The 15,302-nt window shown below is 37.0% G+C and carries 15 protein-coding genes; 4 read left to right on the plus strand and 11 right to left on the minus strand.

Translation table 11 applies throughout. The features are described from left to right. Positions 1-61 precede the first annotated feature (61 nt). On the plus strand, positions 62-973 hold the full coding sequence (locus tag D8M04_RS17415; RefSeq protein ID WP_121524695.1) for a patatin-like phospholipase family protein: 912 nt from the start codon (positions 62-64) through the stop codon (positions 971-973). A gap of 242 nt (positions 974-1,215) precedes the next feature. Here D8M04_RS17415 and D8M04_RS17420 read toward each other — a convergent pair whose 3' ends face one another. Both D8M04_RS17420 and D8M04_RS17425 read right to left on the minus strand, forming a co-directional pair. Then, the gene (locus tag D8M04_RS17420) at positions 1,216-1,968 is read right to left on the minus strand and encodes a GNAT family N-acetyltransferase (RefSeq protein WP_121524696.1); all 753 of its coding nucleotides are present in this window, start codon (positions 1,966-1,968) and stop codon (positions 1,216-1,218) included. A gap of 103 nt (positions 1,969-2,071) precedes the next feature. Continuing rightward, positions 2,072-2,689: an SAM-dependent methyltransferase gene (locus tag D8M04_RS17425; protein ID WP_121524697.1), complete on the minus strand. Its 618-nt coding sequence runs from the start codon at positions 2,687-2,689 to the stop codon at positions 2,072-2,074. Positions 2,690-2,772: 83 nt separating this feature from the next. On the opposite strand from D8M04_RS17425, the gene D8M04_RS17430 reads away from it, so the two are divergent. Continuing rightward, the gene (locus D8M04_RS17430; protein WP_121524698.1) at positions 2,773-3,714 is read left to right on the plus strand and encodes a ketopantoate reductase family protein; all 942 of its coding nucleotides are present in this window, start codon (positions 2,773-2,775) and stop codon (positions 3,712-3,714) included. A 68-nt stretch (positions 3,715-3,782) separates the two neighbouring features. Here D8M04_RS17430 and D8M04_RS17435 read toward each other — a convergent pair whose 3' ends face one another. Then, positions 3,783-4,154: a VOC family protein gene (locus D8M04_RS17435; RefSeq protein WP_121524699.1), complete on the minus strand. Its 372-nt coding sequence runs from the start codon at positions 4,152-4,154 to the stop codon at positions 3,783-3,785. A 440-nt stretch (positions 4,155-4,594) separates the two neighbouring features. Here D8M04_RS17435 and D8M04_RS17440 point away from each other — a divergent pair, with 440 nt between their 5' ends. Beyond that, positions 4,595-5,131: a ribonuclease H-like YkuK family protein gene (locus D8M04_RS17440; protein WP_121524700.1), complete on the plus strand. Its 537-nt coding sequence runs from the start codon at positions 4,595-4,597 to the stop codon at positions 5,129-5,131. Between the two features lie 121 nt (positions 5,132-5,252). Continuing rightward, positions 5,253-5,603, plus strand: coding sequence for a DnaJ family domain-containing protein (locus D8M04_RS17445; RefSeq protein ID WP_121524701.1), 351 nt, complete (start codon positions 5,253-5,255; stop codon positions 5,601-5,603). A gap of 299 nt (positions 5,604-5,902) precedes the next feature. On the opposite strand, the gene D8M04_RS17450 is transcribed toward D8M04_RS17445, so the two are convergent. The 8 genes from D8M04_RS17450 to D8M04_RS17485 all read right to left on the minus strand — a co-directional run bounded on the left by D8M04_RS17450 (position 5,903) and on the right by D8M04_RS17485 (position 15,095). Next, positions 5,903-7,234: an FAD-containing oxidoreductase gene (locus D8M04_RS17450; protein ID WP_121524702.1), complete on the minus strand. Its 1,332-nt coding sequence runs from the start codon at positions 7,232-7,234 to the stop codon at positions 5,903-5,905. Positions 7,235-7,382: 148 nt separating this feature from the next. Next, positions 7,383-7,601: a hypothetical protein gene (locus tag D8M04_RS17455; protein WP_121524703.1), complete on the minus strand. Its 219-nt coding sequence runs from the start codon at positions 7,599-7,601 to the stop codon at positions 7,383-7,385. Positions 7,602-7,738: 137 nt separating this feature from the next. Further along, complete coding sequence (locus tag D8M04_RS17460; RefSeq protein ID WP_121524704.1) at positions 7,739-8,926, minus strand: amidohydrolase; 1,188 nt, start codon at positions 8,924-8,926, stop codon at positions 7,739-7,741. Positions 8,927-8,973: 47 nt separating this feature from the next. Next, a complete protein-coding gene (locus D8M04_RS17465) occupies positions 8,974-10,395 on the minus strand; it encodes an MFS transporter (protein ID WP_121524705.1) in 1,422 nt (473 codons plus the stop codon). A 273-nt stretch (positions 10,396-10,668) separates the two neighbouring features. After that, positions 10,669-13,005: a helix-turn-helix domain-containing protein gene (locus tag D8M04_RS17470; protein ID WP_121524706.1), complete on the minus strand. Its 2,337-nt coding sequence runs from the start codon at positions 13,003-13,005 to the stop codon at positions 10,669-10,671. A gap of 109 nt (positions 13,006-13,114) precedes the next feature. Next, complete coding sequence (gene rnhA, locus D8M04_RS17475; protein WP_121524707.1) at positions 13,115-13,774, minus strand: ribonuclease H; 660 nt, start codon at positions 13,772-13,774, stop codon at positions 13,115-13,117. A 138-nt stretch (positions 13,775-13,912) separates the two neighbouring features. Further along, positions 13,913-14,191: a YfzA family protein gene (locus tag D8M04_RS17480; RefSeq protein ID WP_121524752.1), complete on the minus strand. Its 279-nt coding sequence runs from the start codon at positions 14,189-14,191 to the stop codon at positions 13,913-13,915. Between the two features lie 277 nt (positions 14,192-14,468). After that, complete coding sequence (locus D8M04_RS17485; RefSeq protein WP_121524708.1) at positions 14,469-15,095, minus strand: metal-dependent hydrolase; 627 nt, start codon at positions 15,093-15,095, stop codon at positions 14,469-14,471. Positions 15,096-15,302: the final 207 nt, after the last annotated feature.

Consider the following 15,302-nt stretch of genomic DNA (forward strand, 5'->3'; position numbering starts at 1 on the left):
TTTCTTTAAGAGATGAATATACTGCAGGCAATGACGGGAATAGTAAGGGAAGTGTACGAAATTGACAGACAGCGCAAGCCTTTTACTAGAAGGCGGTGGCATGAGATGTGCTTACACTGCAGGCGTTATGGACTTCTTTTTAGACAGTAACATTTATTTTCCTGTGATTGCAACAGCATCAGCTGGAACGTTGATTGGAAGCTCCTACTTATCCAATCAACGAGAGCGTAATTTTAAACTAATAGAAGAATTAGGGAGTAATCCAGAAACGGTTTCTTTAAAGAGAATGATACGAGAAAAAGAAATCTTCGGAATGGATTATATTTTTGACAAGCTTCCTCGTGAAATTGTTCCATTAGACTTTGAAACGTTCTCCGAATCCTCAACAAAGCTGATTATTGGTACAACAGATGTAAACACAGGGAAGCCTGTCTACTTTGATCACTACGATACAACGGATGACCTCTTCACCATTACTAGAGCTTCCTGTTCCTTGCCTGTATTGGCACCTAGTATGTTATATAAGGGCTATGAATTAGTAGATGGCGGTGTTTCTGATCCAATTCCAATTCAACCTCTTATAAAGTCAGGCCTGAAAAAACACGTTGTAGTCCTCACACGAAACCGAGGGTATATTAAGAAGGGCACAAAGCTTAATTGGTTTTTCAAGCGACACTTTAGAGAAAAACCCGCACTGATAAAATTATTACGCGAACGCCATCTAACTTATAATCATACGATGGAGTTACTATATGAAATGGAAAAGCGCAACGAGGTATTTATCATACAGCCTGAGTTACCATTACAAGCCGGACGCTTCGAAAAGAGCATTGATAAATTAATCTATTTATATGAAGAGGGATACCAGGAAGCAAAGAGTAAAGCAGCAGAACTTCAAGACTTTCTCCACATGCCAGAAGGAATCCCTGATACAGTTGAAGCAGATTATAGCGCGACCATGATTCCTTCTTAAACCATAAAGTGGCTGGGACACAATTAAACTGCTTAACAAAAAAGACGAACATTGTGCTATTTTAGCGGAGGAAATATACGTAGACTCCTACGGGAGGATAGGCCTAGGTGAGACCCCGCAGTGCGTTAGCACGAGGAGGCTCAGCAGCCGCCCGTGGAAAGCGAAGTATATTTCCGTAGCGGTTACCTCCGCTATTTTGTTAGTTTTTTCTTTAAAGCAAACACATTTGTCCAGCCTCTTTATTATTCTACCTTTAATGCTTCATATCTAAAACCTAGCATCTGATAGTTTTGCTTTTGATACATTTCACGTGGAGTATCCTCTCCATCTGCTACAAGAATCACCGTGTGCTCCGGAAAAGTCTCCATAACAAACTTTTGAAGCTCTGTACCAATTCCTTCCCTTTGGAATTCCTTCTTCACCTGCAGGCCATCGATTTCAACTGTCTTATCTGCAAGAATAACATCCACATATCCTACAGCACTTCCCTGCTTAAACGCTAAGAGCTGCACGATACCAGCATCTCGAAAGTGATTTTTATTTAGGTCGATTTTCTTCTTAGCAAAGCTCTCTCCATACTCTAAATCATGTTCAAAATTTAACGATAAATAATCTTCCAACGTATCCTCGGTTACCACTTTTATTTCGATACTACCTGTGGAGGCTGTGATAGGAAAGCACTCCGGTTTTATCGCATAGAGCTCTAGAAACCCTATATCATACTTATTTTCTTTCAGGTATTCCTCTACCTCTGTCGCTAATTTCTCATTTTCTACAAAACAGAATTTCAAGTGATTTTGCCCATTCTTCACATGAAACTCCTTTAATGCAATTTCAGCTTCTCGGAATTCAGCGAAACTCGGTGATTTTTTAAATTGCATAAAATTGCTATCGTAACGATTAAGCATCTCTGGATAATGCAATATAGCATATAAATCATTCTCTATGGCGACATTCCCAATGACATTTATATTCTTGAACGTTATATTTTCCATTATGTACTCCTTCTGTATTCCTTCATGTACTATTTCTCTTGCTCTAATATCTATAACTGCACCTGCTTATTTCTGTCCTTCTTACGCTGTTTCTTTACAACCGTTATGCTGATGGACCTAAACGGTAAACCAGAAAACGCTCATAAGAATTTCGTTCATACAGTCCCGGAAGTTTGATCTCCTTTATAAGATTAAATACCGTTTCATGCTCCAGAAAATAAATATATTCTTCATGCGGATAGTAAAGGATAATCTCCACGTCGCGCATCTTTTCTTCAGTGGATTGGATAATCCGATCAACAATCTTACGGAAAATCTGAATAGAAAACGGATGAAAGAAATAAAAACGATTATCTGTAGGGTTAATTTCATATTCTTCTGCTAAACAGCAATGAAAATGCAGCTCATGCCCTTCTACTCTTGTTTTCTTATGGTAGTTTTCAAGATTTTTAAGGGCCTCCCGATAAAGACGTTCATCTTTCTCTACTCCAGTAACCGTTGCCTGATGGAAATAATGCATAAAGAAGTTCAATCTTCCTTTACCGCTTCCAAAATCAACAATATGGTCGGTTGCTTTCACGTCATACTGTTTGCAAAATACTTCCAGCGCCTGATAAGGTGTCGGTTCATATGGGTGATAATGAATAGAATGGCCAGAAGGCTGATTCCTGTCTTCCCTCGTTTTAATATTTAGTAATTTGTCGTAATAATATTCCTGCATAAGCTTCCTCTTTACTTTGTATTGTCAGATAATTAGTGTTTTATGTTATTATATACTAAAACAATATAAGTGTGGTGGATGCAATGCAAAAAATTCAAACCGTATCGTTGATTGGGCTGGGAGCCATCGGGGCCTCATATGGCAGCAAGTTAAACCAGTTATTAGGCGATCAGTTTCGTGTGATTGCCAATCAAGAACGTATTCATCGTTACAGAGAGAGCCGTTTTACTATTAATGGGGAAGAACAGCCAGCTTTCCATTATGTCACACCTGAGACAAAAGTGGAACCTGCTGATTTAGTTATCTTTGCCACCAAGAATGCAGAATTAAGGAACGCAATGGAAGAAGCACAATACCATATTGGAGAAGACACGATTATTCTATCCCTGCTAAATGGAATTTCTAGTGAAGAGGAAATCTATGAGGCAACAAATAATAAACATATTCTTTACAGCATGTGTGTTGGGATAGATGCAGTAAGGAACAATACTGCCATCCGTTATTCAAGTCTTGGAAAGATATGTTATGGTGAACGTGATAAATCCGTCTCGGAAGATGTCCTACGTGTAAAGGAGCTATTTGATACAGCAGGAGTTCCTTGTGAAATTTCAGAGGATATTTGGCATACACTATGGGCTAAGTTCATGTTCAATGTGGGAATCAACCAAACTTCTGCTGTTTTAAAAGCACCGTACGACTATTTTCAAAATATCCCTGCTCTTCATGAGTGGATGGAATCGGCAATGTATGAAGTTGTTCGCATCTCAGAGCACGTTGGCGTTCATTTAACAGAAGAAGATGTCAAACAGTATCGCCCGATTTTGCAAAAATTATCTCCAGATGGGCAAACTTCTATGCTGCAAGACATACTTGCAGGCCGGAAAACCGAAGTTGAATATTTTGCTGGGAAGGTATGTGAATTAGGACAAAAATATAATATTCCTACGCCAGTTAATGATCAGCTTTATAAAATAATTCATATTTTAGAGGAAATGGAAAAACACAAACAGTCACAGCCCGTTTAATACATAGAGAGAACACGCAGAGATAAGCCACTTATTTCTGAAGTTCTCTCTATTGTTGTTTTAAGTATTTAACCTGTGCAAATCATTATCTGGTGGCCATCAGGGTCGCCGATAGTGAAAAAGGAAAAATCATCAAATTCAGTGATTTCGGATGTAATATCATAGTTTAAAGTTTGCACATAGTGATATGCCGCTTTGATATCGTCTGTATGAAAGTTAAATAGTGGATATTCTTGAGGTGTAACTTTTTTACCTGAAGTAGGACCAGCATCCAGGGTTAAGCCGGTATGGTGATTGATTTGAATATTATAGACAGGGAGACTTACCTCACTCTCAACGTACTGCTGACCTAACAGATTAGTATACCATTTTACAGAATCCTTAAGATTTTTAACATGCACGAATACAGTATTCATCCGATTTTGGATTGGACTATTCAAGATATTAACCCCCTTTTATTTTCAATTCTATATTCGTCTAATCCAGTTAAAATCCCTTCAAGTATGAGGGATTTAACAGGACAAGGGTATTTTTTTCAACAAAAAGCGAAAAATATAGTAGAAACCATGTATGTAAAGGAGCTCTATTATGTTGGAGTTACATACCAAAAATGGCTTTTGGAATTGGATGACAGCGTCGGCATAAGAGCATATAGTAAATAACTTAACCGGTCGATATCTTAGTCAAATTAGCTAAGCACCTAATTTAATAAATTATTAGGAATGTTATATCCATTCAATCGTAAGTTAATAGTAGTGAATATACTTTAATAAAGTGAAACTTCATTGACTGGGGACACTTTTCTTCCCTTTTCAATGTTTGTTATACAGATATTTATTGTACATCCCGCTTTCATACTCTCTATAAAAGGAAGGGAACAATGTCAAAACTTAAAGTATACAATTATTCATTTCAAAACCTTAGTCAAAAGCAGATGTCATTTGAGAGCGTCTTTGAGCATATTGTTCATTTCATGAAACAAGATCCTAATGGTAATTACCGTCTCATGTTCGGTACAGACTCACAGGTTCACAGCTACTATACAAAATTTATTACAGGTATTGTTATTCAACGGGAAAGCAAAGGCGCATGGGCTTGCATACGGAAAATTGTCGTCCCCAGAAAGATGACAAACCTGCATGAGCGAATTTCTTATGAAACGACTCTAACCGAAGAAGTGGTATCGATGTTCACAGAGGAAAGGAAGAATCAGCTTATTGATATTGTTTTGCCAAACATCTATAAAGGAGCATCCTTTACTATTGAAGGACATATAGATATTGGATCAGGACAGCGAAATCGCACAAGGATTTTTGTTAATGAAATGGTAGCAAGAATGGAATCTTTAGGAATTGAACCAAAAATTAAACCAGACTCCTTTGTTGCCAGCTGCTATGCTAACCGATATACAAAATAAAATACTTGCTATATGGTCTTTCCTTATAATATGTTATTCACATTGCTTACAAAGGCATGTAAAATATAAAGTGAAAGCCCCGCAGCCATCATGTTAAGATTTTTAAAAAAGGAGATTGGATATGTACCGTTTCGTAGAAGATAGAATTAAAGAATCTATGGATAATGGCGATTTTGATAATCTCCCTGGAAAGGGCAAGCGTCTACAACTTAGGGAGGAACTTCAGGGTCTTTCTCCGGAAATACGAAGTGCCTATAAAATATTAAAAAATGCCGGTTATATCCCCGAAGAAGCAGATAAACAAAAAGAAAAGATCCAATTCCACGATATGATGCACTACGCAACAGATGGACAGCATAAAGATACATCAAAAGAAGAGCGAAAGCTAGAATTATTATTAAAGGGCAAAAAAACGTTTAAACATCGAGCCTTTTCGAATTATGCTAATAAAATATTTAAGAAATTATTTTAAATAGAACATAGAAGGCTGATAAACGAACGTTTATCAGCCTTGTTTTGCCCTGAGGCTGGGACAAAAGTGTCTTATCAAAAGAAAAATCCGAACAATGCTTAGTGGAGAAATACCGTTCCGGAAATATACTTCGCTTTCCGCGGGCAACGTCTCAGCCTCCTCGGAAGAAGGGCACTTCCTGCGGGGTCTTCGCTTGTTGCTTTTCCCGCAGGAGTCTACGTATATTTCCTCCACTAACTTGGTGCTTCGTTCGTCTTTTGGATTAAAACATTTAGTTATGTCCTAGCCCCATTCTATTTCTATTTATCAATAGCAAATAGATTATTAAAGGATTCACTCATAACTGGATGATTATAAATTTGGTCGCGTAAATAAGTATAAGGTGCTTCTAAATCCATTGCTAATTTTACTAAATTAATAAGCTCCGGAGATTCAGGTCCAAATAAGCTCGCACCTAATATTTGATTTGTCCTTTTATCAATCACTACTTTAAAAAGACCACGAAGGTCATTAATTACATGTGCACGAGGATGGGATGCTACTGCTAATTTGCCTTCAGCAATTTCATAGCCCTTTTCTTTCGCCTCTTTTGCTGTCAATCCAACTCTTGATAAAGGAGGGTCGATAAAGACTGAATACGGTACATTCTTGCGTGTCTTTAATGAATATTCTTTATTGCCAAATAAATAATCAACTACAATCCGGTAATCATCTAAAGAAATATAGGTGAATTGCATACCACCCTTCACATCTCCTAAGGCAAAGACATTGCCTACTGTTGTTTCTAAATGTTCATCTACCTTAATGGCTCCATCTTCTGTGAGCTTAATAGCCGTATTTTCTAGCCCTAGATTTTCCACATTCGGTTTTCTTCCTGTCGCCAGCAACACAGCATTAGCATCTAATTGCTCCTCATTGGATAACGTAAGCGTAACCTTGTCATGATCTGCTTCCTTAATTTTTTCCGCTTTTGCACCTAAGATAAATCGGATTCCCTTTTCTTCTAAAACTTTCTTTACTTCTGTTCGGATTTCTTGATCTTCTTGTGGTATAAGCTCTTCATCGGGACTAATCACAGTCACCTTAGAACCGTAGCTCTGATACATGGAGGCGTATTCCAATCCTATATAACCAGCACCAACAATTGCTAATTGTTCTGGCAGCTCTTTCCTATCTATTAAGGTTGTACTTGTATACACCTTATCAGATTTTATATCGCCCTCCAACGGTGGTATATTGCTTTGTGCACCTGTATTAATAAAGATATGCTCTGCAGTTAAGACTTCCTTTTTGCCAGCTATCTCTATTTCCACTTCTTTATCAGAAATGAATTTAGCCGCCGACTCATATATCACCACATTATCATGATCAGCAAGCTTTTTATAATTCTTTTTCCGCAGTTTCTCGACCACGCTATCTTTTCTATTAATTGCCTCACTATATGGAACGTTATGTAATCCATCATGAACAAGTACCTTTGTAGGAATGCAAGCAATATTAATACAGGTTCCACCATACATTTTTGGATCCTTTTCAATCATGGCTACCTTCCAGCCTCTATTGCCAAGTTCCCCTGCTAATGTTTTCCCAGCTTTCCCAAATCCAATAATAATAGCATCATACTTTAACATAAGCTCTCCCCTTTCTCTTTTGGTTCATTTTAAATAGTCAGTTCATTTTTTTAACCTACTATTGTTATACCCTACTTAAAGGGTTCTAAACAAAAGAAAAGACTTCCCCTTTCCTAGTGGGGAAGCCGTAGCATTTTTTTAGAAATTGTTATTTCAAATATATCTGTACTGTAATTTTATGTTTTCCATATGACCAAATGGTATTCTCTATCTTTAGATTATTACTGAATTTTTCAATCCATACCTGCTTGGAATTTAATAATGCCGTTAATTGCGCAGAATTAAGGTTAACTTCCTCAAATTGTTCATCCTTCTGATAAACAAAAACTACTGTTACTGAATCTCCTTGATTTGTCGCGATACTCATTGATTTACCTCCTTCTTTTTAAGATGTAATACGATTCTCTTATGAGAACGTTTCAGATTTATTCTGCATATAAAAAACCGATGTAATAACATATTACATCGGTTCGCTTTACTTTCTATTGCTCTAACTTAGTGAGCTTAATTCTTTTCAAAATAACCACAAACAACATGACCAACTGCTTTTGCTGCGACAAGGATTGCATCCTCATCGATATCAAATTTTGGATGGTGATTGAAATAAGGCTGCTCAACACCTTTTGGTGTACATCCAATAAAGAAATAGCTGCCAGGGATTTTTTCTAAATAATAAGCAAAGTCTTCAGATGGTGATAACGCAGGATATTCTCTCACTGCTTTAATATCTTTATCATTTGCATTTTTCAAGCTTTCCGCAACCAGTTCTGTGTGTTCCGGATCATTGTACAGAGGCGGATAGTCTGCAGTATATTCTAATGTACATGTGACTCCAAACTCCACTTCAAGACCTTTTACAATCCGCTTGAATTCTTTTTCAATAACCTGTTGACTTTCTGTGCTCATGTAGCGAATGTCGCCTTCAAGTTCTACGCTGTCTTTAATTACATTAAATGTGCCTTTACCGTCAAAGGAACCAATTGTAACAACACCCGCATCCATTGGGTTGAGTCGGCGACTAATAATTGTTTGAACAACCGTTACAAAGTGGGCACCAGCTACGATGGAATCATTCGCTTTATGCGGTGAGGAACCGTGACCACCTGTTCCTTGTATTTTCAGTTTAAAGAATGATCTGCCATTAAATGCATAACCACTGCGATATCCAACGATACCAGCTGGATCCATGGGGAGTATATGAATACCGAATATAGCATCTAAATCGTCTAGCTTGCCGGATTCCACAATACTTTTAGCTCCGCCTGGTGGCACCTCTTCTGCATGCTGATGAATAATTTTAATCGTACCATTCAATTCTGCTTTTAGCTGTATTAAACAATCAGCGAGTACAAGTAAGTATGCAGTATGGGCATCATGTCCACATGCATGCATGACTCCTTCATTTTTAGACTTAAATGGGACATCTGCTTCTTCCGTTATTGGTAGTGCATCAAAGTCCGCCCGGAGTCCAATTGTTTTTCCTGGCTTTCCTCCAGTTATTGTAACAATGATGCCATACCCATTACCGACATTTGTTTCTACTTCTACATCTTTACCTTTGTAGAAATCAGCAATGTACTTAGCAGTTTTCTCTTCTTTAAAAGAAAGCTCAGGATTTTCATGCAAATATCGGCGAATTTCAATCATTTCTTCCTTACGAGATTCTAACATTTGCATTAATTCACTTCTCATTTACTACCGTCTCCTTTTTCAAAGCATTTCTTACCTTTTTTAATGCTCTATGCCTTTGCTGGTCGTGAACTAGATGCTGGCGTCGGCGAGTCACCGATATCCCCAGTACTATGTGGTACTAACATGATGATTGAGATTAAAGACAATACTGCAAAGATGACATTGACTATAATTCCTGATGTTGCTGCCACTTCTACGCTACTAAATACGGTTATCGTACTATACACGGTTGCCGAAATTGCTACACCAAATGCATTTCCAAGGGAGCTTGCCATCTTATATACACCGGAAGCTTCTCCAATTTTATTTTCTGGTGCATAACTTACTGCTGTGTCTGTTGAAGGTGTTGCATACATTCCTAACCCTATCCCAAAAAGGATGAATCCAACAAAAACGGTAATGGTATACATCAGATCCGGCAAGAAAGTAAGTCCCATCACACCTACACCAATTAAAGTTAAAATGGTCCCCCAAACCATAGGCTTTCTAGCTCCGGTTCGTTGCATTATCTTTTCACCAACACGAATCATTGCAAGCACTGCTACAAGATAACCAAGAGATAGCATTCCTGACTGAAATGACGAGAATCCTCGTCCAACCTGTACATACGTATTCGCTACAATTAATGTACCGGCAACTGCATTTAACAAGAAATTCGATATAGTTGCACCAGTATATGGTCTGCTTTTAAACATTTTAAAATCAATTAGTGCATTTTTTCGTTTTGCTTCATATTTAATAAAGAAAATAATCCCAACGACTGTTACTACTGCCAAGCCTATCGTTATCGGACTAGTCCATCCAAAGCTCGCACCTTGCGTTATGAGAATATTTAAAGCAAGCATTGTTACAATAAATATTCCTAAGCCACCGAAATCAAAATTAAATGTTCCAGTTGATTCCGCTTTGCTTTCAGGTGTATCTTTAATTAACCACATTGCTAAAATAGCGAAGATGATGGAGAAGATAAAGATCCATTTCCATCCCAGCGAAGTTGCTACTGCACCACCGAAGAAAGAGCATATACCAGAACCACCCCATGAACCAATTGACCAATAACTAAGTGCACGTTGGCGGTCTGCACCTTCAAAGTACTCCTTCATTAATGCAATGGTTGCCGGCATAATAGCTGCTGCAGATAGCCCTTGCAGGACACGACCTATAATAAGTAAGATAGAACCATTTGCTAAGACAAGCAATAAAGAACCGAGGACGCTTAAAATTAAACCAACATACGTTATTTTCTTTCGCCCGATTCTATCTGCTAATCCACCAGCTACTACAATAAACATACCCGAGAATAACGCAGTTAAACTAATTGCCACGTTAATCGTCCCTAAAGAAACCCCTAAATCGGACTGAACGGCGGGTACAATATTTACCATTGATTGTGCAAATAACCAAAATGTAATGACTCCAAATACAATCCCTGTAATCAATTTGTTCGTACCTTTGTACGCTGTATCCATTTTTAATATCTCCTTTTCAGAAAATCTTACAACTTATTGTTACCAATCTTTAATGAATCATAAACTTAAATAGAAACTGGATAATATTGCTATTGTTGTGATGTTATCCTGAGCTCATCTTATTCACACGTTTATTATAGAAGATACTTGTTTTTCCAATAAGTCTTTCATTGCTATGATTTTCCAAAAAGTATGTTCATAATCTCACATAAAAAATTAACGGTAAATAATTTACCGTTAATTTTTTACTTCTTTAATATATTACCTATTTATTTAGTGAAAAGCCCTTCGAATATCAAAGAAATGAATCGCATTTAATGTCATGTAAGAGTAAAATGACCAATCGCCTTCAATCTTCTCATCAAATAATTCCAATGATGGCTTACTCGTTTCATTGATATAATGAATAACTTCTTCATCCATTCCATACTTACTATTCAATTCCCACCATTTTGTATATAATGCTCCGTAATCCTTATCAAAAACTCGTTTGCGAATCTGATATTCTCCATTCTGTAAACCTGAAATAGTGACCCGAACCTCTTTGTTTAATTTTTTCAAAAAGGTTTCTTCCACCGTAAAATACGGATTTACATTATTAATATTCATTAGTATGAGCTGATATCCACGCTCATTTTTCGTCATAACATACTCTCTGTCTTGACAAATAATGCTGCCATTTAGCCTTTCTAAAAATTGCATTGCAAAATAGGCAGGACGCTTACCATTAAAATAATGGTAAAGCTCAAGACCTTCCATGCGAATCTTTCTGTCACGGACCGACTTTTCATGTTGTTCCGTATTAATCCAAAAGCCCAACGAATCTACTTCATCTGCTATTTCTAATGCGTTCTGTAAAATTAACGCACCTCGGAAGAAAGTTCCATTCGTATGTCTGGTGTTTCCAGAAAGTGTATTCCAGCTTACTAAACTGACATGCTGATTCTTTGCATGCTTTTTGAGATAAGCCTTTACTTTAACTGTTTTTTCTTTTATATAACCTTCCGCTATAGATATACGATCATCTCCAAGTTCTTCAAAGTCAATGATCTCATTTTGGTTTGCTTCATAACCGAAGAAATCTATCGGAAGGTTTTTCTCTACAAGCCACGTATGATTTTTATCCGTCTTTCCATCCTTAAAGGAAAATGGCAAAAAAGCTCCAACTTTGATGGAGGGTACTCTTTTCTTTAGTGATTGATACAATTTCGTATAAATCCGTTCCAGCTCACTTCCAGATACAGTAGTAGACGATTCATAAAACATAACATACCATTTTTCAACAAATGGAATTCCATATACATTTAGACAATGCTTGATGAAATCGTCCATCCCATTAAAAAAGTTCACTTCATCATTAGAAACTTCCTTATAATCTACACGAATAAAGAGGGATAAATGATATTTTCTTAAGAAGTTCAACGCAAAATCTGCATTATAATATGGCGAGGTAGTTGCAATAATCTCATCCGTTTCCACTGGTGGCATAAATGTGGAGCCTCCAATTAGTTTACGTACCCCAATATATTCTAACCGCAGTTCCTTTTTAGCCATTAAAATTTGCCGTCTTACTCCTTCCTTAAGGAGCTCACTTAGTTCCCCAATTGCAAGATTATGTTTTGGTCTATGCAGTTTAGAAACAGCAGCTTTCCTTATATCGAGATTCAATTCTGTATACTGCGTTTCTGTGTTACTGTATCCTTCATCCGTATCCGTTAACAGTCCACCTATCTCCTCTAAAACATCGGATGATTGTATGATATGCGCTGCATCCTGTAAGTCATATGTTTTTGTATAATCTATGCTGATTTCCTGGTTTGCCTCTCGATATAATTTAGGTGTCTGTTTATATACTTCTTTAAAATACTGCACAAACGATTTCACATTCGGAAAGCCATTATTCATCGCAATATTTGAAATAGAATCCGGCGTATATAGTAAGTCCTTCATAGCATGCTCCAGTCGTACCTTCATTAAATAGCGATTGAAGCCAATTCCCACTTTGTTTTTAAAGTATCGCGAAAAGTAACTGGGCGATAAATAAAATTTCTTCGCAACATCGTCCAATGTCAATGTCTGCTGATAGTTTCTTTCCATGTAGTCAATAATTTGCATCAGGCGTCGGTCACCAGTCTCCACTTTCTCTTGAATAGTCCCCTCCTGTTTGAAGCGGCGAATCAAAATAAGGAGGATATCGCTAATATAGGATTGTATCTCAATCCGATACCCCAAATCCCTGCGAAAGAAAGTAATCATTAATTCCGCAACAAGCCTGCGAATCCGATTGATAACAGATTCTCTCCCCAAATCTACTTCGCCAGAAAAGCATTCAAAACGACTCATTGAATATTCTTCATAATTTTGTTGCATATATTGATCTGAAATTTGCAGCAGCAAAACATGATTTTGCTTACTTCCCTTCGCTTGGTATAATTGATTCCGATTAATAACCAGCACATCTTTTTCTTTTAAGTGATAATAACGGCTATTTGTTTCAATCGTTAACTCCCCGTGGATAACAAAAATGACCTGGATACCCCGATTCAACTTAGGAGCCAGTAACTCAATTTCTTGTAGGTTAATAGTAAAATCTGTTAGTTGATGATCCATTTTGCTTTCTCCATTCGATGCCTTTGTGATTTCCTTTAGTTCTTAAAAAAAGATGGCGGAGATTCAGTAGATTTAATTAGTTATGAAGATAAGTTGTATCCTGCCCCACTTAATTTTTCCGTCCATAATCTGCTTTTATTTCTCCCCACTTTTTCGTATCCCATTTAAGTATTTTATTCTGATAAGTATTATTTCTGAGCCAGTGTTCAGCACGGTCAATCAAGTCCCATATTTCAGCGGTGGACGCATCTCTTTTAAGGGTTGTCGAAACGGCCTTTTCTCTTATCCATTTCATAGCATTTCGCGAATCGGTGTAAACTGTTTTATTACTGCCGATCTTCTTCAAGTACGCTAACGCATGTACGATTGCAAGAAATTCGCCTAAATTATTGGTACCCTTACTAATAGGTCCTTTTGAGAAGATTACTTCTCCTGTTTTTGTATCTACACCTTGATATTCAACAGGTCCAGGGTTTCCGCGTGTACCAACATCAACGGAAATGCTGTTATAATCGATTTCATCTGAAGTTACACCGCTTGCACTATTTGGCTTTTTATTCTTTTGGCCTTCTATGCCCTTTTTTCCGTTTCCTTTACCCCAATGGAATTTCCATCCTTCACGATAAGCTTTTTCTGCCTGTTCGCGACTTTCAAAGGATTTAAATTTTGCTTGGTCGAAGCCATTCGTCTGTGCTTGGCAGTCTGCCCAGTTTGAATAAACACCTGGCTTTCTACCAACCCAGACAACATAAAATTTTTTCTTTGCCATTATAATTTCACCTCGCACGTTACTAAAGTAGATTCATTATATCATGGACTGAAAGACAGCACATATTCCACACTACCCGCATCATTTTCTGTCCTTGTAAATAAGTATTGGTTTCTCGATTGTAAACGACTATGGTGATTATCGGTCTTTTTTTCCAAACAAACTTAAGAGTGCACTTGGAATAAGTGTAATAGCAAAGAAGGCTGTTAACATGTTATATAGTGGCATGTCATAGGGAGCAAACCATTCGGTAAACAAGCTTGAATTGGCAATTCTGCCGAACAACGTACCGTCCAAATCCCTAAAGTTTGGTGACCAAACATTACTAAAAAAAATTAACACTAATTGCGTTATTAGAAAAGTCCCAAGTGCCGTAATAAAGCCTATAAATCGAACATGTTGATTCTCCTTCTTCATCTTAACCCCCATTTGATCAACTCTTTCTCTAGTATTTATCAAACAAATAATACAGTAAACTAAAATAATAATTTGCATGCGGAATACTCTTTTAGAAATAGTATATATACTATATATACGGTATATACACACTATACGTGCATGATATACAATTTGCAATACTTTTCAAGAAGAAAATATATTTTCTTCTATCAAAATAAACAAGGGAATTGCTATTCCCATATAAATAGAAAAGTCACTCCCTATTCTGCTTGAGAATAAGAAGTGACTAATTCTGTTAAAAGTCTTTTGATGAAAAGGGAAGAAAGATCTTAACTCCGCGTTTATTAACTGGTAAAAATTTGCTGTCTGCAATAAGGTGGCCAATATATCCAGCGAGACAGGCTGCAAACGCCCCATCTATTGCAAGCGATGTCTCTAATTTTGCTGCAATGACTCCAAAATAAATGACTCCTAAAATAGAATGAGTGTAGCTTCGATGGGAAACAAACGATGCGACTATAATATAAATTCCCAGTAAAAGTAACCACATTTCTTTTAATGTCAATGCTCCTGCAATGACTCCAATTCCAGTAATGATTAACATATGCTTTTGCTTAAGGAACGATGAAATAATAAGCATGGCAACACCAATACCTATTCCCAAAAAACGATCTGCCCTCATTCCTTCATAAATACTATAAATAATCATTAATACACCAATTAACTGCGCAGTCATTTTGATAACCTTATGTGAAAATGTAACCTTACTACGTAACTTTCCATCCACATCAAGGTCTGGCATCAATCCCGAGACACCTCCAAGACCAACTAGAATAAGCATCGTAGCAGGGGAAGCATTAACACTATTAGCAACAATAAATCCAGTTGCTGCCCCAATTGAAACGTGAGCTGTACCATTCATCGTAAATACCACCTTTCTCTTTTTTATGTGGTATTTTAGAAACACCATTTTACATTTTATCAATATTTAAGAACAATAGGGAGGTAATTTAAACAATTATGCTCTGAATGGGATCTTTTAACCGGTGCACTTTTTGAAAAGCCATAATAACTCAGTCAGTAAAGCCTTAAATAGGTTCAAACAAACGTTTGTTTCATATGATCAGTT

This window comes from Oceanobacillus piezotolerans (assembly GCF_003665065.1).
Lineage (GTDB): Bacteria > Bacillota > Bacilli > Bacillales > Amphibacillaceae > Oceanobacillus > Oceanobacillus piezotolerans.